Annotated in this window: 19 protein-coding genes; 7 read left to right on the forward strand and 12 right to left on the reverse strand. The window is 47.5% G+C overall.

The window, feature by feature from the left end:
* Positions 1-180: 180 nt before the first annotated feature.
* From G0034_RS02640 to G0034_RS02665, 7 genes are all read right to left on the reverse strand, one after another.
* Positions 181-2,022: a response regulator receiver domain gene (locus G0034_RS02640; protein ID WP_179120481.1), complete on the reverse strand. Its 1,842-nt coding sequence runs from the start codon at positions 2,020-2,022 to the stop codon at positions 181-183.
* Positions 2,012-2,671: an ATP-binding protein gene (locus G0034_RS23240; protein WP_286079247.1), complete on the reverse strand. Its 660-nt coding sequence runs from the start codon at positions 2,669-2,671 to the stop codon at positions 2,012-2,014. The genes G0034_RS02640 and G0034_RS23240 overlap by 11 nt, the downstream gene beginning before the upstream one ends.
* A 42-nt stretch (positions 2,672-2,713) precedes the next feature.
* A complete protein-coding gene (locus tag G0034_RS23245; RefSeq protein ID WP_286079231.1) occupies positions 2,714-4,051 on the reverse strand; it encodes a hypothetical protein in 1,338 nt (445 codons plus the stop codon).
* Positions 4,033-5,013 carry an IS5-like element ISKpn26 family transposase gene (locus G0034_RS02650; protein ID WP_000019473.1) on the reverse strand — a complete coding sequence of 327 codons (981 nt, stop codon included), beginning with the start codon at positions 5,011-5,013 and terminating at the stop codon, positions 4,033-4,035. The genes G0034_RS23245 and G0034_RS02650 overlap by 19 nt, the downstream gene beginning before the upstream one ends.
* 40 nt (positions 5,014-5,053) lie before the next feature.
* The gene (locus G0034_RS02655) at positions 5,054-6,184 is read right to left on the reverse strand and encodes an ATP-binding protein (RefSeq protein WP_179120482.1); all 1,131 of its coding nucleotides are present in this window, start codon (positions 6,182-6,184) and stop codon (positions 5,054-5,056) included.
* A 72-nt stretch (positions 6,185-6,256) separates the two neighbouring features.
* Positions 6,257-7,441 carry a DNA cytosine methyltransferase gene (locus G0034_RS02660; protein WP_179120483.1) on the reverse strand — a complete coding sequence of 395 codons (1,185 nt, stop codon included), beginning with the start codon at positions 7,439-7,441 and terminating at the stop codon, positions 6,257-6,259.
* A 155-nt stretch (positions 7,442-7,596) separates the two neighbouring features.
* On the reverse strand, positions 7,597-8,469 hold the full coding sequence (locus G0034_RS02665) for a phosphorothioated DNA-binding restriction endonuclease (protein WP_179120484.1): 873 nt from the start codon (positions 8,467-8,469) through the stop codon (positions 7,597-7,599).
* A 301-nt stretch (positions 8,470-8,770) separates the two neighbouring features.
* Between G0034_RS02665 and G0034_RS02670 the strand changes: the two genes are divergently transcribed.
* From G0034_RS02670 to G0034_RS02680, 4 genes are all read left to right on the forward strand, one after another.
* Entirely contained in the window at positions 8,771-9,241 is a 471-nt protein-coding gene (locus G0034_RS02670; RefSeq protein WP_179121305.1) for a SymE family type I addiction module toxin, read from the forward strand.
* A 212-nt stretch (positions 9,242-9,453) separates the two neighbouring features.
* Positions 9,454-9,912 (forward strand): STM2901 family protein, encoded by a 459-nt coding sequence (locus tag G0034_RS23250; protein WP_286079232.1) that lies wholly within the window; start codon positions 9,454-9,456, stop codon positions 9,910-9,912.
* Positions 9,906-10,238, forward strand: coding sequence for a DUF1493 family protein (locus G0034_RS02675; protein WP_179120485.1), 333 nt, complete (start codon positions 9,906-9,908; stop codon positions 10,236-10,238). The genes G0034_RS23250 and G0034_RS02675 overlap by 7 nt, the downstream gene beginning before the upstream one ends.
* A gap of 18 nt (positions 10,239-10,256) precedes the next feature.
* Positions 10,257-10,754, forward strand: a complete 498-nt coding sequence (locus G0034_RS02680; protein ID WP_023315311.1) for an Hcp family type VI secretion system effector — start codon at positions 10,257-10,259, stop codon at positions 10,752-10,754.
* Positions 10,755-11,327: 573 nt separating this feature from the next.
* On the opposite strand, the gene trpS is transcribed toward G0034_RS02680, so the two are convergent.
* Positions 11,328-12,332: a tryptophan--tRNA ligase gene (gene trpS, locus G0034_RS02685; protein ID WP_179120486.1), complete on the reverse strand. Its 1,005-nt coding sequence runs from the start codon at positions 12,330-12,332 to the stop codon at positions 11,328-11,330.
* 199 nt (positions 12,333-12,531) lie between these two features.
* Between trpS and fosA the strand changes: the two genes are divergently transcribed.
* Positions 12,532-12,957, forward strand: a complete 426-nt coding sequence (fosA, locus tag G0034_RS02690; RefSeq protein WP_032637598.1) for a FosA/FosA2 family fosfomycin resistance glutathione transferase — start codon at positions 12,532-12,534, stop codon at positions 12,955-12,957.
* Here fosA and G0034_RS02695 read toward each other — a convergent pair.
* Positions 12,943-13,950 carry a LacI family DNA-binding transcriptional regulator gene (locus G0034_RS02695; protein WP_179120487.1) on the reverse strand — a complete coding sequence of 336 codons (1,008 nt, stop codon included), beginning with the start codon at positions 13,948-13,950 and terminating at the stop codon, positions 12,943-12,945. The two genes, fosA and G0034_RS02695, sit on opposite strands and share 15 nt — an antisense overlap.
* 185 nt (positions 13,951-14,135) lie before the next feature.
* Here G0034_RS02695 and G0034_RS02700 point away from each other — a divergent pair, with 185 nt between their 5' ends.
* Together G0034_RS02700 and G0034_RS02705 are read left to right on the forward strand one after the other, a co-directional pair.
* Complete coding sequence (locus G0034_RS02700) at positions 14,136-15,224, forward strand: cellulase family glycosylhydrolase (RefSeq protein WP_179120488.1); 1,089 nt, start codon at positions 14,136-14,138, stop codon at positions 15,222-15,224.
* Positions 15,225-15,274: 50 nt separating this feature from the next.
* Positions 15,275-16,669: an MFS transporter gene (locus G0034_RS02705; RefSeq protein ID WP_179120489.1), complete on the forward strand. Its 1,395-nt coding sequence runs from the start codon at positions 15,275-15,277 to the stop codon at positions 16,667-16,669.
* 40 nt (positions 16,670-16,709) lie between these two features.
* Here the strand turns inward: G0034_RS02705 and mcrC are convergent, their stop codons facing one another.
* The 3 genes from mcrC to G0034_RS02720 all read right to left on the reverse strand — a co-directional run bounded on the left by mcrC (position 16,710) and on the right by G0034_RS02720 (position 20,745).
* The gene (gene mcrC, locus G0034_RS02710) at positions 16,710-17,843 is read right to left on the reverse strand and encodes a 5-methylcytosine-specific restriction endonuclease system specificity protein McrC (RefSeq protein ID WP_179120490.1); all 1,134 of its coding nucleotides are present in this window, start codon (positions 17,841-17,843) and stop codon (positions 16,710-16,712) included.
* Positions 17,840-19,792, reverse strand: coding sequence for an AAA family ATPase (locus G0034_RS02715; RefSeq protein ID WP_179120491.1), 1,953 nt, complete (start codon positions 19,790-19,792; stop codon positions 17,840-17,842). Before G0034_RS02715 ends, mcrC begins: the two co-directional genes overlap by 4 nt.
* Positions 19,793-19,923: 131 nt before the next feature.
* Positions 19,924-20,745: an alpha/beta fold hydrolase gene (locus tag G0034_RS02720; RefSeq protein ID WP_179120492.1), complete on the reverse strand. Its 822-nt coding sequence runs from the start codon at positions 20,743-20,745 to the stop codon at positions 19,924-19,926.
* Positions 20,746-20,767: the final 22 nt, after the last annotated feature.

Below are 20,767 nucleotides of genomic sequence, written 5' to 3' on the forward strand. Positions count from 1 at the left end.
AGTGCGGGTATAACCATTTATTACTGCTTTTAAACAACATTGATATCAGTCTATTAGGTGTGAAATTCGAGTCCGGCCTTCGCACCAAAAGATGCAAATCAAAGTCGCTTAAGGGCGGCTTTTTTTGTGTCTGTTATACTTTGAAGATAGTCCGAGTGCTAAGCACTCGGACTTAACTAGTCAATTTATAAAATCTAAGCCAACTCTAGACTTTGATACCCCTAATTTACTTAAAAGATTTAATGCATATTCATATCTTAATTCAGCCACGACCTCAGCATTAAATTCTTTGATGATGATATTATTCTCTGTATCACCTGGTTCTGCATATTTTATTGTAATATTATTAGTTTCTGCATCAAATACACCTTGGTTTTCCACATAAAAATCCATTGCTTTTGGATTGGCTTTCCCATCAAGACCAACAGTGAAACTTAAAATTTTTACTTCATCTTTTTTATTTTCGGGGCGAATAAATAAAAGATTGTTTTGTGTGGAATATTTAAGTATATGTTTGATCTCTTCTTCTTTAGAAAGTTTGGGTATTGCTTCAAGCTCTAAAGCTTTTCGCATATTTTCCCGAGAGTTTGCTAAAGCAGCTTTTGCATCATACATTTTCACTAATGTTACTGAAATAAGTTTATTACTTGACTCTTTTTGGCCCGGAACTAAATCACACATAGGGGTAAGACATAACCAGAAGTTATTCTCGAAACTGAGGACGTGGCCAGTTACTAAGTGATGAGTACTTATTTTCTTAGAACAGCTAAAGCAATTCGCATGTATTGCTTGGTTAGCTTCATTATTTAATGTTTCTTTTTCAATGAAATAATCCAGGGGAGTATCCATAGTTTTTAAAGAATTTACAAGATTAATTGTAAATTCATCTAAACCTTCTTTTATTTCATATGCTAACTCCTCCCATAGTTTTGTAACTGCTTGCCATGCTGAAGTTTTGATCGCAGTGGTAGAATTACTTTCTTTTAATAACTCTTTTAGCCATGCAGCCTGTAAGAATTTTTTATTTAATATATTGCTTGCAGCAAAGCTCCCTTTGCTTTCTATTTCATGTCGTAGTTTCGATAAGATTAATTTATGTGGATGAGGGCGTGAGTCAGACATTGCTTGTAATAGCTGCATAGGGATATCACTAATAGGGGTGTCTTTTTTCCCTAAAACCGTTAAAAACAAATCCTCTGTTCTAATCCAATTAATATTACCTTTAACTCCCCAATCGAAGAAACTGGATGTTTCTGATGCAAAACACTCTTCATATACTTGTAATTTTTTTAAAGAAAGCCATTTAAATAACTTGTGTTTTTGTATATTAATGTCTTCTGGTTTGTTTTGGTAAAGTGAATCAAACTCCTCTAAAAACTTGTGTTTAAAATGAGGGTTATTTAATTGCCCATTGAATTTATTTATTAAAAATAAAAGATCTAATGTTGATATTGAATCACGAAGCGAGTCTATGATGCTATCATCTTCAATTTGCCATTCATCCATCATCTCATTAATGGTCGAAATTTCATTTTCTTTGAGGTTAAGAAAGTCTGGCCGTTTCTGCAATGAGACTACAATATCTATTAATACATCTTGTACTGTGCCTTTCTCGCCAGTATAACCTTTTGTATGCACGGCTACTATATTGAAATGACGATTCACAGATAAGCTTTTTATTATTTCAATTGATTTTCTACAATATCCAGAATCCTCACCATCAAGGTGATAATCAAGTATCAAAAGATCGCTATGGTGTAATCTATTCGTTACAAGGCCTTTTTTTATTTTTTGTTCTTTGCCGTTGTATACGTCAAGCAACCAATTATATTGCTCGCTTCTGCTTATTTTAATTATCTCTTGCAATCTGGCTAAATTATCAGATCCGAATTCAGTCTTCTCGGGTGATATAAGTTCATCTATAGTTGGATATTCATCATCAATTATAGTAACGGTACGAATAGGATCGATGTACGCCTTTTTTAAATGAGGGATGTAATCGAAATTAGAATTAGTTTGCATTTTTTAATCCTTTAAACTGAATGACAAAGTTTGCGCCATTTAATATTTTTTTAGTATCACGTGTTTCATAAAAAATAGAGTGTCCACTTGCGGCAAGATTTTGTTTGCAAAGATACAATCCCACTCCACGGCCGCCCCTTTGTTTTTTTGAAAAGAATATCGTGAATAATTCGACAACATCATCAATATCAACTCCAGGGCCATTGTCGCTGATATATACAAACTTATCTTTCACATCAAGAAGTATTTTCCTAGGAGTAGAGTTATTTTCCTTTACCCAATATCTTGAGTTATTTACTAAATTAATAAAAACAGGATAAATTCGAGATGGTTGCTCATAAATGGATATTTTTTTAAATGCATCTGTACAATCAAAAGCTATATCATCTTTTTCTAGTTTGTTACTGAAGAATTTGTGTACATAATTATATATATCCTCACCAGTTAAATCAGTGCGAATTTTCTCTCCTGACAGTTTCAATGGACTCAAAAAACGCCATGAATCACTTAGCGACTCGTGAGCATTTTTAATGGCTTTTAATGCTTTAAGCTGAATATCATCTAGTCCAGTTAAGAGTAGGTTTTTTATACCTCGCTCAATTGTCATATCAAAACCTTCAACTTCATGGCCAATGATTTCTACAGTAATTCCTAGTTGGGCTAGACTATTTACTTGTTCAACTTGTTTTTTTTAGCGAGAATTCTCATTTACAGATACAAGAGCTAAAGCCTCCAGATCAATTTGCTCACTTAAACTTTCGAAAGCTGAAATGTATGGCTTGAGTTTTTGTGTGACCTCAATATCTTGAATTTGATACTCATCATCAAGCAATTCAAGAGCTTTTTTTAAAGAAATATTGTTATTCTTAAGATCAGATATTATGTAGGCTGTTTTTTCGTGAAATGCCTTGTTAATTTGACTAATAGTATCTTCAAATTTTGTCTTTTCTTCATTTAAAGCTTCTCTGCCCTTTAAGGACAATTTTCTAATCTTTGCATGAAGAATTGCCGATTTACTACGGAAATCTTTTTCTGCTATTTCATCGTCATTTTTTATTATTAGTTTTTCGAGCGCACTGTTGATTGAATTATATATAACCTTAAGGAAGGATTTTGCTTCTAATTCTAAATCTCTATATTCTCTATATTGCTTTTCAATACTACCTAAACTTCTAGGAACAGTGCCGAGAGACAAACTTTTTAAAGTTGAGTCAATTCCATCTACTTCTTCTCTAAGCGACAAGAAATCATTTTGATCTTTAATAATTTCATTATTGCTTAAATGATCCATAATGCCTGAAAGTTCATTTCGTAGATTTAATAAATTATTTATATCTTTCTGAATAGCATTTTTAATTCGTTTTTGTTCTTTTCGTAATAATTTTTTACGATCATCATCGGCCTTTTGTGCATTATATTTAGTGTTTATCTCTTCTAATTTTTCTTCACGAATATCTGATGAACGGCCAATGAATTTTTTTGCGACTTCAATTAGAATGTTTTCTACTACTTCTCTAAAAAGTTTAGAGGCTTTATTATCAATAATTCCTTCTCGGCCTGCTTTATCTCTTAAATTGGGATTGTCATTTTTAGTTATACAAACGCCACCGAAGCATGCTCTGTTACTAAACATATACATACCCGCGTTTTTAGTACGGCGTTTTTCTATCTCAAAGAAATCATTGTCTTCTCGTCCGTATGGCATCACCCTGAGATGATCTCTAAACACCATAACTCCACCGAATTTATCCCGAGTGGATTCAAAAGTTGCATGCTGTTCATCTGATAACGTGGTATTTTTCTTTAAAATTTCAAATGTGCCAATTCGTAAGAAAAACGGGCCAAATCGACTGTCTCTTCTAGGGAAGGTGCGAATAAGCAGGTCATTTCTTCCCAAGCTGACTCGCTGATTAAAATTTCGCGGATCTGGGCCGATTTTTTTCCCGCAAACACATCGAATCAGCCTATTTAGGCTATTTTTTCCACCATTTCTGGCGTTATTTCCGGTTTTTACTGAGATCTCTCCCACTGACGTATCATTTGGTCCACCCGAAACAGGTTGGCCAGGGTGAATAACATCGCCAGTTGGTTATCGTTTTTCAGCAGCCCTTTGTATCTGGCTTTCACGAAGCCGAACTGCCGCTTGATGATGCGAAACGGGTGCTCCACCCTGGCACGGATGCTGGCTTTCATGTATTCGATGTTGATGGCCGTTTTGTTCTTGCGCGGATGCTGCTTCAAGGTTTTTACCTTGCCGGGACGCTCGGCGATCAGCCAGTCCACATCCACCTCGGCCAGCTCCTCGCGCTGTGGCGCTCCTTGGTAGCCGGCATCGGCTGAGACAAATTGCTCCTCTCCATGAAGCAGATTACCCAGCTGATTGAGGTCATGCTCGTTGGCCGCGGTGGTGACTAGGCTGTGGGTCAGGCCACTCTTGGCATCGACACCAATGTGGGCCTTCATGCCAAAGTGCCACTGATTGCCTTTCTTGGTCTGATGCATCTCCGGATCGCGTTGCTGCTCTTTGTTCTTGGTAGAGCTGGGTGCCTCAATGATGGTGGCATCCACCAAAGTGCCTTGGGTCATCATGACGCCTGCTTCGGCCAGCCAGCGATTGATGGTCTTGAACAATTGACGGGCCAGTTGATGCTGCTCGAGCAGGTGGCGGAAATTCATGATGGTGGTGCGATCCGGCAGGGCGCTATCCAGGGATAATCGGGCAAACAGGCGCATGGAGGCGATTTCGTACAGGGCATCTTCCATGGCACCGTCGCTCAGGTTGTACCAATGCTGCATGCAGTGAATACGCAGCATGGTCTCCAGCGGATAGGGCCGTCGGCCATTGCCCGCCTTGGGATAAAACGGCTCGATGACTTCCACCATGTTTTGCCATGGCAGAATCTGCTCCATGCGGGAGAGGAAAATCTCTTTTCGGGTCTGACGGCGCTTAGTGCTGAATTCACTATCGGCGAAGGTGAGTTGATGGCTCATGATGTCCCTCTGGGATGCGCTCCGGATGAATATGATGATCTCATATCAGGAACTTGTTCGCACCTTCCCTAGTCTTATAGGCAGTTTTAGGTTTGATTGTAATATTTTCATACCAATCCCCAAAAGCTTTAACCCTCCCTTTAAAAAGTCCAGTTTCGTCAATATCCCCTTCGACAATATGTTCTAATTGATCAAAATTTGATATGTCAAAGTTACGTACTTCATCTATAATAAAACGTTGAAGATCACCATTCCATGCAATTACACTAGTTTGAAAATCTGTGATTTTCTCTTCGTTATCTCTTCTAAAAGGGTTCACAAAACTGTTAAGAGTCTGAATAAATCTTTCTTTTGCTCTTACTTCACTACCTTCAGCTTCGGAACCTGAATCATTAGATAATTGGGCAATCAAGTCATCATGGATACCAGCAATGAACATTGCTGTTCCATGTTCCTCATTTTTACCCCAGACTGGCCATGATAAAAAATGTCTTTCATCAAAATAAGCATCGATGACAGTTTTCTCAATTGAGTTTTTAGTTGATTCTTTCTTTTCTCTCTCTTCCAGTTCTGAAAATAATCTCCAAGCTTGTTCGATTCTTTCATCTCGTAGCCTATCTTTACCAGAACCCCACACATTGCTTAATAAAGCATCAAACATGCTGGGTAAAATAAGGGATAATTCTTCCTTTGTATCGAACTCAGTTATTGGTATATTTATATCATTCAACATTAAATAAGGATTTTCAAAAAGTCTCCAATCTAATAAACAAGCTACATATGGTTTATTTAGTTTTTTAGAAACTAACAGCATTAACGATCCTAATGCTGCACATGATAAACGACCAATACCTTTTTGCCCTTGTTTAACCCTATCTTGAGGTATTCCGTTTTTGTCCTCTAATGGGACATCGTTATTAGTTGCTTTGGATTCGGTCCCAACTGTCAACCATTTGTTTACTACATCATCGATCGACATCCCGTGCCCATCATCCACTAACGTAGCTACAGGGATATTGCCATCGAAAATGTTAAGTGAAACATTTCTAGCATAGGCATCATAAGCATTTTTCCAAAGCTCTGATATGGCTGTTGGGCAATCCGCAATTTGTTCTCGACCTAAGTGATCAATCGTCCTTGCTCTTGTCTGAAACGTTGCTGATATAACCATTTTCGTCCTCATATAATTAATAAAATAATATTTTGCTATTCCCTTTAAGCAACTTAAATATGATATTTTACATCATAGGTTTTGTAATATATATTTTATGAGCGCAGTACCCAACTCAGGAGGAACCGCATTTCCAATTTGTCTCGCTTGTTCTGTTGAATTGCCTGTAAAAATAAAATCATCTGGAAAGGTTTGTAACCTGGCGGCGTGCCTTAAGGTGATACCGTGATTTTCCCATGGATGGACAAATCTACCTTTAGAAGGATTATGGCAACCAGTTGTAATTGTATTAGAAGGAAGATGAATCATCATGCGCCCGTAAACATCTTTATGTCCTTCATAACCATTTGAATGACATTTTAATTGAAATTCTTCTCCTGCATCTGTTCTACTACCATTTAAAATAGTTGCTTTAAAACGTTCCTCCATTCTTTGTGTAGGAATCATATGAATATTGCAAGGGTCATCTTCAGGGATTGGTTTGCTTTCGTATTCTAAGTTATTGAGAAGCACTCTCGCGACATCAGAGGATATTTTAGTTTTACGAAGAAAATATTCTTCAATATATCTTTCAAGAATTTCATTGCTAATTTTTGGAAACACACAAGAAGCTGTTCTCCATGTTTTTATTGATTTTCCTTCGCCTGAGCTGGCACTGGGATTAAAGTGGGTAGCCGGAGGCGGAAAAGAGAAATTAGTTTCTTTATTATAAATATCATTCCTTACCCCTAAAATAAATACGCGCTTTCTATTTTGGGGAACACCGTAATCCCTAGCGTTTACGATATCACAATGAACTAAAATATAACCATTCTTTGACGTTAATTCTTTGAATTCTTTGAGATAATCACTGTGCCGCTCCCATAATAAACCAGCAACATTCTCGACGAGAAATGCCTTAGGAAGAAATTCACATACAAAATCAAAATATCTAAGTAGTAATTTATTCCTAGGATCATTTACCCCTGAATCTTTAATTCTGTGGCTAGAAAAACCCTGGCAAGGTGGGCCGCCAAGAATGATAGTTAGTTCTTTTTTATTTAAATTTAATTGTTCTCTAAGCTCTTTTGGGTTAACCAAAAGTATATCTTCTTGTAATAATTTTGTTTGATGTTTAAGACGGTTGATTAAATTCATTTCGTAGGTATGTGCAGCAGCCCTGTCGAACTCTATGGCAGCAACGACACTTAAAGAATTGATGCTATGGGCTGCTAAACTAAATCCCCCTGCGCCTGCAAATAAATCTAATGCTTTCATATATGTCCAAAAAAGATTATAAACCTATGCATTGTACACTAAGGTCTTTTAAAATCAATAATCAAGCAATAATCGGTTTGTTGTAACTTATTGAAAATAAATGTTTTTTATTGTTGTAAATTATTAAGTATAAAATTTTGATTGAAAGAGAAGATTTAATTGAGTTTAAACACCTCCCTCCTATGCCATTCCACAAACCCTTCCCCTGGATAATTCCCTTTTACCATCGGCAAAGCAATCTGTTTCCCGGCAAAATCCCAGAACAGTTGCCCAACAATCCCGCCCCCATTCACCGCCTCAGATACCAGCACCCGCATATTCTCATCCAGCCCAATCGATCCCTTATCAAACGCCTTATGATGAATTGCGCACAGCGCCAATCCGTTCGGGATCTCACAAGGCCCGCCAAACTGCTTCCACTTGATATGCGCAGCTTCAAGTCCAACTGAAGCGTTATCGTGCCGCATGTTGAACCCGCATATGGCGCACTCATAGTTATAAGCACGCAGCACCTGCTGGCGGAACAGTGGATCGCGAACCTTACGGATCTGCTGGATATTAAATCCCATCTCATCCGCGATCTCTTCCTGAATACTTTCAGGAAAATGCGCTTCAAGGATCTGATGTGCCAGCGAGCCGATCAGGTTTTTGTTCTTACTCAGCAGCGTAAAGTGTTCTTCATCAAACCCGCCTGCAACGTTATTTTCTATAAGTTCTTTAACAGGAGGTTGCTTACTGCCAGTGGTCGAACAAAACTCAGTGTTCTGAAGATCCCAAAAACCGTCCCCTTTGAGCCGCCAGAAGGGCATATTTGGATAATGCGCCTTCCGCTGTGGGCCAAAGCGTTCTAACAGGCTAAGTAGCTGCTCATGGACCTCGGTTCCATAATCAAACAGTCGCGCATGCCCCTGCTGATAGTTCGCCAGCACGTACAAAAGCAATAAAGGCTTATGCGGCGCACGCTGTTCGCCTTTGCGCCAGATGGTTATGTCGGCAATTGCCTGTTCGAGAGTTTTGCTGGAAGCCATCGCGTTACGGGAGAAGGTAAATAATTGCGATGATGCTCGCAAAACCTAGACCAATCAACCCTCAAACAACAAAAACATGACCTTACCGCACACAACACTATTTCCTGAATCCCCCTCGCAAATTCCAAATTTACCCCACGCCAAACCGCTGTATTTATATTCAGCCCCGTATAATAAGCACCAGAAATTACGCCAATCGGCGAAAGGAAGTATCAAAGAAATTTAAACGAGGAATTCGCGATATGAAGGTGCTGCAACACCCCCATACCGCTAACCACAAACAACTGAAAAGGAGTTGAAAATGGCTGCGACGAATTTTAAGCCAGAGTTTACTGTTTGCAAAACAGAATCAGACGCTTTCACCGGCATGATTGAAAACCGCGAGCTGGTAAGCAAAAACAGCGCCCGCCGTCTTCACGGCAACCAGCCAAACGCGGCCCCCGTCCATCCCCGCGCGGAAACGCCGCAAGACAGTGCCGCCTGCTGCGAACTTTATGCACGCATAGACATGAAATATCTTCTTCTGGGCGGCGACTGGTTAAACCGTGCAGGCTTTATCAACGGTATGCCCGTAAAAATCCGCGCCATGAAAGACTGCATTGTGATTACACCACAGCATACAAGAGAATTATGGGGATGCCTGGAAGGTATGAGTGTGGTGAATATAAATAAGCAGAAAGTCGCGCAGTGGTTGAAGACGTTTCCGGGGGCGCTGAATGATACAGGTGATATCCCGGTAGTTAAGCGTAATATAGGGCAGGCAAAACAATAACGCAGTGGAACACCCTTGATCCTGAATCGAGGGTGTTTAAATTAGTGGAAGGCGTAATCTTTTTTTCAATAACATTATTGAACTGAATGTTATGGCTGTGTTTTTATCATTGTGGTTATATAAAGAGGATTTTCAGAAGTATGTTGGAGATCTCAATTTAATTATTGTCCAACATTTATGATTCTTCCTGGAGCAACTCAATGGAATGAACTATGGACACAACAGAAGAACTAAATGGAACGTATTTTTATGCTGGCAGAACCAATCTTACCGCGGCAGGACTTTTCTTTATGATTTACTGTGAGTCAATTGCCGATCATTTTGGTATTGACGATGTCGCCGGAATTGCCGCGTTATACAGTGGTGCTAATAATCAAACGACTAGAAAGAAACCCGCGGGAGCTACGGAAGGAACGTCCCGAGCCTCGAAAGCCATGAGGAACTATTTCAAACAGGCGAAATTTCCTTATGGCATTAAGCTGCCTACCTGGGTTGGTGGGTGCACTCCGTGGACAGTAAAGTGTCGAATGGTATCGAAAGTGAGTGCGTTTGTTGGCAGGACAATACCGTTAATAGGCATAGTGATATTAGTCGCTGATGTATCACTAATCACCTATGCTGCTATACGTGATTATAATCGAATCGCACGGGGCACTGACAAACTATGGTAGAGGATATTGAACAGCGCATCTTTGCCTTAGCTAGGCGCTATAACGGCGTTTATCTGATGAATAACGAAGCGAAGCAAAAACTACTGAATGCAAAAACCGATTTGGATACTGACATGCAGCTTGATGTCACTGAAGCAGAAGATTTAATGGAAGAATTTTTTAAAGAATTTGATATTGATAGAGGGAATTTTAACATAAACACCTACTACCCTGATGAGCCTTTTTCATGGAATCCATTCAAAAAATTCCCGGTGGTGATGGTTCCAGATTTCACTATTGGAATGCTTATCGAATCCGCAAAAGCGGGCAAATGGTTATACGACTGAAACGCAAGGAGCAATGGAATGGCCGTACCTGTACATCTTTTTTTAACCAATGACGGCGGCACAATGATTTGTGGTTCTTGTGACGTTGCACAAAGGGAAGGAAGTATTGAGCTAAGAGGATTACAACATAACCTCAGCCTGCCAACCGACTCGGCAACGGGAAAGGTCACTGGCACTCGCCAACATTCGCCGTTTCAGTTTACCAAGGAGCTGGACAGCTCTTCGCCCTATCTGTTCAAGGCGGCAGCAACGGGTCAGACCCTTAAAACGGCAGAATTCAGGTTTTACCATATTAACTATTCCGGGCAGGAGGAGGAGTATTACCGAATCACGCTCGAGAATGTTAAGGTCATTTCTGTGAGTCCAGTAATGTACGACACCCGAGGCTGTCCGGGGACGGGGCATATGGAGGAAGTGGCGTTTAATTATGAGAAGATTACCCATTTATACAAGGACGGTAACTTGTTAGCGCACGACGCGTGGAACGAACGTCCAACATCGGGTTCCGCTGCTTGATGCTATCTTGAACTTGCCCGCCAGCTTTTCGTTTGTGCGGGCAGAGAATATCATTCTTTATTCATTTTCGTAAATGATGGTCGAAACATCATAAAAATAACCCACGCAAACATTCCAATAATCTTCATAGGCCAGGGTTCAAACACATCCAGACACATAATTGCTCCAATCACTAATAGCGGACCCTCTACCAGTTCAGCTATCCCCTCTAAAATATGTAACTTATTAGGCAGTACCCGATTAAGTAATGTCGTAATAAGCTGTGCACTTCCTAATATGATTGTTATTGCGATTGTACGGTCCTCTCAGTTATCAAAACTAACCAAAGAAATGAGGCATGTAGCCAGTACATAACCACAAAATAATATATTCAGAATGTAAATAATAAACTTACTCATAACAGTTGCCGCGGCGTTTGAAATATAAAGAGTCTATGAATATAGCGCTCTCAAAAGAATGACAAACGACATTGGCTAATAATGCATTTCAGAATTTATTGCGCCTCGCTGAGTTCCGTAGTTATCAAGTTAGCGGCTTCAGGCTAATCTCCCGCACTCCACCGCTATATCGACTTTAATTAAACACCGGCACCCCCAGCCCAACCTTCACCTCCCTCAACGTCACTTGCGTCACCCCCTGCGCCCGTTCCGTCCCGCGCTTCAGCATCGCCATCAGCTCGCCTTTATCCTGCATATACCTCGCCCTCCGCTCCCGCATCGGCGCAATCAGCTCCTGCAAACACCCCTCCAGCTCGTTCTTACACGCCCGGTCACCCAACCCGCCCGCCTGATAGTGCGCCTTCATCGCCGCCACTTTCGCCTTGTCCGGATGAAATGCGTCGAGGTAAGTAAACACCACGTTCCCTTCAATCTGCCCGGGGTCGCTAACCTGCAGGTGGTTCGGGTCGGTGTACATCGCGCTCACCGCACGGTGAATGGTCTCTTCGCTGGCCGAAAGGTGCAGCGTGTTGCCCAGCGATTTCGACATCTTGGCGCTGCCGTCGATGCCGGGCAGGCGGCTGGTGTCGCTCAGCATCGCCTTGCAGTGGCGCAGTACCGGGGCGGGCAGCAGGCTGTTCATCTTGTGCACAATCTCGTTGGTCTGCTCAATCATCGGCAGCTGGTCGTCGCCGACGGGTACGCACTCGGCCTTAAACGCCGTGATGTCCGCCGCCTGGCTGATGGGGTAGGCCATAAACCCGACCGGCAGCGAGCGGGCGAAGCCCTTCTGCGCAATCTCGTTTTTCACCGTCGGGTTACGCTCCACGCGGGCGACGGTGACGATGTTCATATACAGCATCGTCAGCTCGGCGAGGGCGGGCAGGGCGGACTGCAGGCAGATCGTGGTCAGGTTCGGGTCGATGCCCGCGGCGAGGTAGTCGGCCAGCACTTCGGGGATGTTGTCGCGGATTTTTTGCGGGTTGCTGCCGTTGTCGGTCAGCCCCTGCAGGTCGGCAATCAGCACAAACTGGCTGTGAGTCTGCTGGAGCGCCACGCGCTGGCGCAGCGATCCGACGAAGTGGCCGAGGTGCAGCGGGCCGGTTGGGCGGTCGCCGGTGAGGATGGTTGGTGCGTTCATAAAGACTCCTTAATGTGCAGTTGCCGAAAGGGGTCTTAGATGTGAGAAAGCCGCCTTTCGGCGGCTATCTGAAAATGGGGAAAACAACTCCGAGCCGCCTTTAAGAAGGCAGCCACCAGCGGTTTACGGTGAGCACGGCGTGGTTTATGTTCATCTCTTTACCGTATCACGTCCGGCGCGAAAAACAAAAGGGCACATTATGCTGCAATCACTTAACCACCTGACCCTCGCGGTCAGCGACCTGCAAAAAAGCATCACCTTCTGGCACGAGCTGCTGGGGCTGACGCTCCACGCCCGCTGGAATACTGGGGCTTATCTCACCTGCGGCGATCTGTGGGTCTGCCTGTCTTACGACGAGGCGCGCCAGTATGTGCCGCCGCAGGAGAGCGACTACACCCACTACGCGTTTACAGTGGCGGAGGCGGATTTTGAACCGTTCTCGAATAAGCTGGAGCAGGCGGGCGTCACCGTCTGGAAGCAGAACAAAAGCGAGGGGGCATCGTTCTATTTTCTCGACCCGGACGGGCACAAGCTGGAGCTGCACGTGGGCAGCCTCGCCGCGCGGCTGGCGGCGTGTCGCGAGAAGCCCTATGCGGGCATGGTGTTTACCTCAGACGAGGCTTGAGGCGCGCACCTTCAGCCTGCCCGCCAGCGTCACGTGCGTGGCGGCATCTTCCTGATTGCACAGGTACTCCACCGCCAGCCGTCCCAGCTCGCTGTAGGGCAGCTGGATACTGGTCAGCGGCGGAGTGAGCTGCTCGGAGATCTTCTGGTCGTCGTAGCCCGCCAGCAGCATGTCCTGCGGGATGCGCACGCCGTTCACCGCCAGCGCCTGATAGCAGCCAATCGCCAGCCAGTCGCTGGCGCAGAAGATGGCGTCCGGGCGCTCGGCCAGTTCCAGCAGGGACGTGGTGGCGGTAAAGGACTCGCTGAACTGCCAGTTGGTCTGGCGCACCAGGCAGTCGTCACACGCGAGTCCGGCCTGCTGTAATGCCGCCTGGTAGCCCGCGAGACGCTGGCGGGAGGCCTCCATCCAGCTCTCCCCGGTAATGTGGGCGATGCGCGTCGCCCCGCAGGCAATCAGGTGTTTAGTGACCTGAAAAGCATTGGCGTAGTCGTCCGGAATAAACGACGGCAGCAGCGGCGAGCCGGGGTCGCGCTGGTTGAGCAGCACCAGCGGGATGCGGGTGCAGTCCTGGAAAGCCGTCATGTCCACCAGCGTGGTGACCGGAGACGCGAGAATAATCCCGATGCAGTTGCGCTTCTCCAGCTGGCGGATGATGTTCAGCGCCAGCTCGATGTCGTCGCCGTAGTCGTAGACGGTGAGCAGGGTCTCGTTGCGCCACGCCGCTTCCCGCGCCTGGCTGATGGCGTCGATAAACGGGTCGAAGCTCTGAACGGAGCTGACCAGCAGGGCGATCTCTTCCTGGTTGCGCGGGGCGTGAACGGCGGGGAGGCGGTCGTAGCCGAGCTCGGTGGCGACACCAATCACCCGCTGGCGGGTGTCGTCGCTGAGCTTGATGTTGCGGGACTGGTTAAGCACCAGCGATACCGTCGCCTGCGACACCCCTGCCGCCCGCGCAATATCGTTCATCGTCACTTTCGGTTTTCGCTTCATCCGTCCTCTCCCTTTCGCGAATTCGCATCATACCCTAACCGCGCGCTTACGCGCCGGCGATCACGTTTCTCATTCATCGAAGCGCGAACTTTGTGAAGGCCGTCGCTTTTCGGCGTGCCGTGATTTGCGCATTTATCCCGCAACTAATATTTATTAGCTAAATATTATCAGTAAGAGGACGCGTAATGAAAGAGCAGTGGAGCAGGGAGCAGGCACAGGCGTGGTATGAGCAAAAAGGCTGGCTGTGCGGGTTTAACTATTTGCCGTCGACGGCGGTGAACTGGACCGATATCTGGCAGGAAGAGACCTTCGATGCCGAGACCATCGACCGCGAACTGGGCTGGGCGGCGGAGGCGGGCTACAACACCCTGCGCATCAACCTGCCGTTTATCGTCTGGGAGCATGACCGCGACGGGCTGATGGCGCGCATCGACCGGTTTTTGACCATTGCCGACGGCCGCGGGTTCAGCACCATGCTGACCCTGATGGACGACTGCGGCTTCTCCGGCGATGAGCCGTACCTCGGCCCGCAAAAGCCGCCCGTACCGGGCAAGCACAACAGCCAGGCGGCGGCGAGCCCGGGGCGGGATAAGGTGTGCGATCCCGACTGCTGGCAGCAGATTGAGCGCTATATCCGCGACGTTGTCCGCCAGTTCCGCGCGGACAAGCGCGTGCTGCTGTGGGATCTCTACAACGAGCCGGGTAACCGCGGCATTTTCGCGACGGGCACGCAGGAGGTGCAGTACGACGCGAAGCTGGAGATCTGCGCCCATGAACTGATGAAGCTGGCGTTCCGGTGGGTGCGTGAGGAGAACCCGACCCAGCCGCTCACCGTCTGCGCCTGGCGTCTGCCGCCGGAAGAGGAGGGCGAAACGTTCTTCCAGCATCCGCTGGACCAGACAGCGCTGGCGCTCTCGGACGTGGTGAGCTTCCACGCCTACACCCATACTGGGCGCATGACGGCGATTATCCAGCAGCTGCAAACGCTCGGTCGTCCGCTGTTCTGCACCGAATGGCTGGCGCGCCACGTGGGCAGCACCATCGAAGAGCAGCTCCCGCTGATGTATGCGGCGAAGGTCGCGCCCTACCAGTGGGGGCTGGTGCGCGGCAAAACCCAGACGTGGCTGCCGTGGCCGGTGGTGATGAAGGAGTCCACGGACTACTGCCGCCTCTGGTTCCACGACGTGTTTGAGGAGAACGGCATTCCGTTCTCACGCCGTGAAATCGCCCTGATGCAGCAGCTGCGTAAGATCGCCCCGAAGGCGCAGGACTAATAATATCGACCCGGCGGTCCACCGCCGGGCAACCAGGCAGGCATATAACAATGGCAATGACAATGAAAATACCGTCTCGCGAGTTGTGGTCTTATTTTGGTTATGGTTTAGGTCAGTGTTTTAGCTTTGGTTTAGTGGGTTCGTTTATTAACTATTTTTACACCGACGTGCTGGGCATTTCGGCGCTGGCGGCGAGCACCATTTTCCTGATTGCCCGCGCGTGGGACGCGGTTCACGATCCGCTGTTTGCCAGCATTATGGACACCATTAACAGCCGGTTCGGCAAGTTTCGCCACTTTTTGCTGATCGCCCCTTTGTTGATTACCGGCGTCACGCTGCTGTCGTTCTATAAAATTGAAGCGGACATGACCACCAAAATCCTCTACGCCGGGGTGACCTACATCCTGTGGGGGACGCTGTATGCCATCTCCGATATTCCGTTCTGGTCGATGTCGTCGGTGATGACCAACGACTCCGCCCAGCGCACCCGCGCGGTGACGGCGGCGATGCTCGGGGTGAACGCCGGGATTGCCTGCGCTAATATCTTCTTCCCGAAGCTGGCGGCGTTCTTCGCCCAGTACAGCAACGACAAAGGCTACTTTATGGCGGCGCTGGTGATGATGCTGGTGGGGCTGCCGCTGATGCTTAACGGCTTTATGCAGATCAAAGAGCGCGTGCCGCCGAGCCCGGAAAAGGTGACCATCCGCGATACCTTCTACAACCTGCGTCAGAACAAGCCGCTGTTTATCGTCCTGCTGTCGTTCTTCTTCTGCGTGTTCCATAACGTGGCGGGCGGGCTGTATATCTACTTCTTTATCAACAACCTGGGCGACGGCAGCCTGCAGATGGCGATTGGCGTGATGGGGATTGTCGCGGCAGTGCTGTGCCTGGTCGCCCCGACGCTGACGCGCCGGATGCAGAAGCGGAAGCTGTTTATGATCCTCTGCGGGCTGGACGTGGCGGTGCGCGTGGTGATGTGGTTTGTCGGGTATCAGCAGGTGACGATGCTGTTTATCCTGCTCGGCCTGAGCACCCTGTTTGTGATGATGACCAACATCCTCACCTCGTCGATGATTGCCGACACCATCGAGTACGCGGAGTACCACACCCACAAGCGCTGCGCGGCGATCACCTTCTCCGGGCAGACCTTTACCGGCAAGATGTCGGTGGCGGTGGGCGGCGGGTTGATCGGCGTGTTTCTGACGATGATAGGCTACGTGCCGCAGGCGCAGATCCAGAGTGAAGGCGTGTTGGAGGGGCTGTTCTTTGGGATTTGCCTGCTGCCGGCGATGGGGTCAGCGATCCGAATGGGCTTTATGTCGCGCTTTACCTTTACCGAGGAGAAGCATGCGGAGATTTGTCGGCTGCTGGCAGAGCGTCGGCATCATTTAAAAAATAGCCGTGCGGAAAATGAGCGGCTGGAGCGCCCGGCACCGGCGAACTAATCCAGGTGGGCGCCTGTCATGCAGGCGTCCACTTTAGAACTTAATTCACGTCAGCTATCCCACAGCAATCATGGGCTAATTTCAATAATTGCTGAGTCATTATGACGGCATCTGCTGCTAAATCAACGGTGGCAAAGTGGATTTTATGCCCCTGTACCTCAACGAATTCGGAGAGCATTACGTTGACGGCTGGATGAAGTAATAATCCAGCCGAACGGAGAGATAGCGGGTCTGTTCGATTCTCCTGCGTGCGCAGATAGGTATACATCTGGTAGATATAACCGCTGCGCAAGCTCCGATCACGATACCAGCCTTTAATCAGAATGTTATTGAATTTAGTGTCGATGATGATGCGCTGTGCAGGTTGCCTGTGCTCAAGAATGATGTCTGAGTTCATGGTTGGGAAAATACTTTCGCTACCTGCACTTTGAGACGTTAATCTCCATTTCAACTCTTTTCCGGCAGCGACTGTCCAGTCTTTTTTGGGAAGGTGGACGTGATAGAAACCCGCCATACTTTTCTCGAACAGCTTACGCATCCAGTAAGGGTCATCAGACGGCGTTGGCAATAGTTTTTGCCCCGCAGTTTGGGTTGGTAGCCATAATTCAAATGCCAGCTGCGCGGCATCTACCATGGCTTTATCCGCCGCATCATGGCGACCAAAGCGCGCGATTGATGGCAGTTCACCTTTGCTCGGCATACCGCCTTCGATACCTCGACGACGCAAATTGATTGCCATTGCGCGACATTGCGCAGCCAGCGCGCCGTCGCTGAGTAGCGGGACAAGGTGCTCTAACGCAGAACGAACATAGCGATTACGGGGAGTATCCAGCGTCATTTCCTGAAACTGACAGGCTACCTGTGCCCGCTCAAGCAATTGTCGACTGGTTGTGCGCAGAACATCAATGCGTCCCCTTACCCTGTTTAGCGTGGCGCGGCGAGTTTGGTATCCCATACTTAAATGCCTTAACAGCCGCTGCTCTACTTCGTGAAGCAGGATCCTGGCCACCAGCGCCGGGATTTCCTCCGGGTTGTTTTCAGCGGCAACCATGCTGCGCCCGTGATGGCGAAACAGACTAGAGGCATACAGCATCAATAGCCAGATATTGCGCAAAGGAATGCGCAATACGGCTGCCCGAGCCTGCGTATCGCCACGTTCATCAAGATCGGTCATACGCTGAGGAGTTCCTTTCTGGCATCCAGGACTTTCTCCGGCGCATCGAACCAGTATTCGGCAAGCAAAGGACAGATTTCGGTTTCGACAACCTGCTTGTACCAGGCCATACCGTCGTCAATCTTCAACCCCGCTGGTGGGGTAACATAGCTATGCCCGATACAAAACTGTGGCCCCAGGGCCGCATCCCTGGACAATTTTTCATTTAACGCAGTTATTTGGGATTCGATTAGGGCTAATGTTTCCACGCTCACATTAAACCGTTGGTTAACCCATTTTTTCCACGCGTCGTTAAACTCGGGCTTAAGATCAATAAAAGCAAAGCGGCGCCGTAATGCAAGGTCGAGCAGGGCAAGCGAGCGGTCAGCGATATTCATCGTCCCGATGATGTACAGATTCTCAGGAATGTAGGTTTTTTCATCCATATCAGATCGGTATGAGAGCTCAAGCGCCTCATTCGGCGTGCGTTTATCCGCCTCCATCAGCGTCAGCGTCTCGCCAAAAATTTGCGCAGGATTACCCCGGTTAATTTCCTCAATAATGACCACGTACTTAGTTGTCGGATCGTTTACTGCTTTGTCGATCGCATGGAGAAAAGGCCCGTCTACCAATGCCAAACGTCCTTCATTGTTAGGACGCCAGCCGCGAATAAAGTCTTCGTAGGAGAGGGTGGGGTGGAACTGCACCGCGCTGATGCGCTTAGAGGTTTCCTCGCCCATAAGGCAATACGCCAGGCGGCGGGCAAGCCAGGTTTTACCGGTTCCCGGCGGGCCCTGCAGGATAAGGTTTTTTTTGGCCTGTAACCGCTGAAGGATGAGTTGGATTTTTTCCTCTTCTAAAAAGCAGCCCTCATCGATCAAATTGCTTATCGCGTAAGGCTTATGGGGGATTTCCGCTGGCACGTTCTCTTCAACCGTTTCCTCGGTGATGCTCTGGAATTCACCTTTATCGAAGTTGAGGTATTCATAGTTGCCGGGGGTCTGAAACTCCAGTTCATCATCATCACGTAGTTTTTGCAGATAATATGAAATGGACGATTCAACCGTATTGTTATTGGGATAATCCGCCTTAATCTCATCCAGATAAGCCTCTTTTAACTCCCTCAAGGAGAAATATGGGCTGTCTTTTTTCAGGCACAGTAGTTTGATTTTATTAAGCAAATACGCTTTCCATGTCAGCCGCTCGACTTCATCATTTGACTGATGTAAATCGATATTCCATGCCGCCAGGGAGAGTTCAGGGAAGGAGTGAACCGGATAGTTTGGCTGGGTAAAGGCCTTTTTGAGCGCCAGCGCTACGGTCTGGTAGTTGTGTCCGCTGCAGCGCCCTTTGGCACCTTTTTTAATGATTTTAATATTCAGGACTTTCTGGATGTAGTACTGAGACTGGCTATCCAGCGTAGGGTAGAACCAGGGGCGTAGCCAGTACAATCCCATCGTCAGGTTCCAGCCAACATTGCGCACGTTAGATGCGGCGTCATAAGAAAACAGGAAGTCCGTGGGATCGGCGTTTGGGGTGTCGGCGAAGGAGATTGCCTGAGAAAACATTTCCCACAGCGTATCGATGTCTTCAGGCTTACGTGATTTCTCATAGCCAAAGAACCATGACTTCTGATTGTTCAGAAGCGGAATACCGTCGAACGACTCAGGAACCGGTTCGCTAACGCCTATCAGTTTTGCCAGGCTGGCTGCGATATTTCTTCGGTTGGTAACGGTAAGCGAGCGATTAAATAAACCCATAGTGGTGAAAGGACAAATGTCTTTCAAAGGATGGGGAGCGCCATTAGCGGGCTTGTCCTGCAGGTGTGACATACTGCCAATCTCAGCAGCAATGCGGTGAATACCCGCCACCAGCTCCTCTCTTCGATTTCGCCAGGTCAGTAGCTGAGAGGCAAATGCCTGATAGAAGTCTGCCCATGCGAATCTGACGTCTTGCTCAACTGCGTCCATATGCTCTCCAGTAAAATTTCAGGCTTCAGTAACCTGGCGACTGAATTTTACGGGATTGTAAGCCTTAGTGAATAACTACCTAAAACAGTGATCTATAAGGGCATGCCGGAACGACATGCCCTCATATGACATTACAGCGACTTCACAAACGCCAGCAGATCTTCGTTGAGCTGGTCCTGGTGGGTCAGCGCAAAGCCGTGCGGCGCGTTGTCGTACACCTTCAGCGTGGCGTTTTTGATCATCTCCGCCGCCAGCTTGCCGGTGCTTTCAAACGGCACGATCTGGTCGTTACTGCCGTGAATCACCAGCGTCGGCACGTCGATTTTCGCCATATCCGGGCGGAAGTCGGTTTCGCCGAACGCGGTCACGCAGTCGATGGTGCCTTTCAGCGATGCCAGCAGGGCAATGTTCAGCGTCTGGGTCACGGCACCGGCAGAAACGGTTTGTCCGGCGTTGATACCGTAGAACGGGGTGGCGAAGTCGCTGATGAACTGGGCGCGATCTTTACGCAGTCCGTCGCGAATGCCGTCGAATACGCTTTGATCTACACCTTGCGGGAAGGAGTCGGATTTACCGAAGATCGGCGTGACCGCGCCCAGCAGCGCCAGACCGGCGACGCGTGAGCTGCCGTAGTTATTGATGTAACGGGTCACGTCGCCGCCGCCCATGGAGAAGCCCACCAGCGTCACGTCGCGCAGATCCAGGGTGGTGATCAGGTCATTGATGTCGGACGCAAAGGTGTCGTAGTCGTAACCGTTCCACGGCTGATCCGAGCGGCCAAACCCGCGACGGTCAAAGGCGATGGCACGGAAGCCGCGCTCGGCCAGGTAGTTCAGCTGGCTGTCCCACATGTCGCCGTCCAGCGGCCAGCCGTGGCTGAAGAGAACCGGTTTACCCGCGCCACAGTCTTTGTAGTAAATCTGCGTGCCGTCTTTTGCCTTAAACGTTGCCATAGTGTGTTCCTGTACAGGTGAT

The organism is Enterobacter sp. T2, from assembly GCF_010692925.1.
In the GTDB taxonomy this organism is placed as follows: Bacteria; Pseudomonadota; Gammaproteobacteria; order Enterobacterales; family Enterobacteriaceae; genus Enterobacter; species Enterobacter kobei.

Excerpts from the sequence above, each read along its gene's own strand:
- G0034_RS02640 (WP_179120481.1), bottom strand. The coding sequence starts at position 2,022 with ATGCAAACTAATTCTAATTTCGATTACATCCCTCATTTAAAAAAGGCG.
- G0034_RS02650 (WP_000019473.1), bottom strand. The coding sequence starts at position 5,013 with ATGAGCCATCAACTCACCTTCGCCGATAGTGAATTCAGCACTAAGCGC.
- G0034_RS02655 (WP_179120482.1), bottom strand. The coding sequence starts at position 6,184 with ATGGTTATATCAGCAACGTTTCAGACAAGAGCAAGGACGATTGATCAC.
- G0034_RS02660 (WP_179120483.1), bottom strand. The coding sequence starts at position 7,441 with ATGAAAGCATTAGATTTATTTGCAGGCGCAGGGGGATTTAGTTTAGCA.
- G0034_RS02665 (WP_179120484.1), bottom strand. The coding sequence starts at position 8,469 with ATGGCTTCCAGCAAAACTCTCGAACAGGCAATTGCCGACATAACCATC.
- G0034_RS02670 (WP_179121305.1), top strand. The coding sequence starts at position 8,771 with ATGGCTGCGACGAATTTTAAGCCAGAGTTTACTGTTTGCAAAACAGAA.
- G0034_RS23250 (WP_286079232.1), top strand. The coding sequence starts at position 9,454 with ATGGACACAACAGAAGAACTAAATGGAACGTATTTTTATGCTGGCAGA.
- G0034_RS02675 (WP_179120485.1), top strand. The coding sequence starts at position 9,906 with ATGGTAGAGGATATTGAACAGCGCATCTTTGCCTTAGCTAGGCGCTAT.
- G0034_RS02680 (WP_023315311.1), top strand. The coding sequence starts at position 10,257 with ATGGCCGTACCTGTACATCTTTTTTTAACCAATGACGGCGGCACAATG.
- trpS (WP_179120486.1), bottom strand. The coding sequence starts at position 12,332 with ATGAACGCACCAACCATCCTCACCGGCGACCGCCCAACCGGCCCGCTG.
- fosA (WP_032637598.1), top strand. The coding sequence starts at position 12,532 with ATGCTGCAATCACTTAACCACCTGACCCTCGCGGTCAGCGACCTGCAA.
- G0034_RS02695 (WP_179120487.1), bottom strand. The coding sequence starts at position 13,950 with ATGAAGCGAAAACCGAAAGTGACGATGAACGATATTGCGCGGGCGGCA.
- G0034_RS02700 (WP_179120488.1), top strand. The coding sequence starts at position 14,136 with ATGAAAGAGCAGTGGAGCAGGGAGCAGGCACAGGCGTGGTATGAGCAA.
- G0034_RS02705 (WP_179120489.1), top strand. The coding sequence starts at position 15,275 with ATGGCAATGACAATGAAAATACCGTCTCGCGAGTTGTGGTCTTATTTT.
- mcrC (WP_179120490.1), bottom strand. The coding sequence starts at position 17,843 with ATGACCGATCTTGATGAACGTGGCGATACGCAGGCTCGGGCAGCCGTA.
- G0034_RS02715 (WP_179120491.1), bottom strand. The coding sequence starts at position 19,792 with ATGGACGCAGTTGAGCAAGACGTCAGATTCGCATGGGCAGACTTCTAT.
- G0034_RS02720 (WP_179120492.1), bottom strand. The coding sequence starts at position 20,745 with ATGGCAACGTTTAAGGCAAAAGACGGCACGCAGATTTACTACAAAGAC.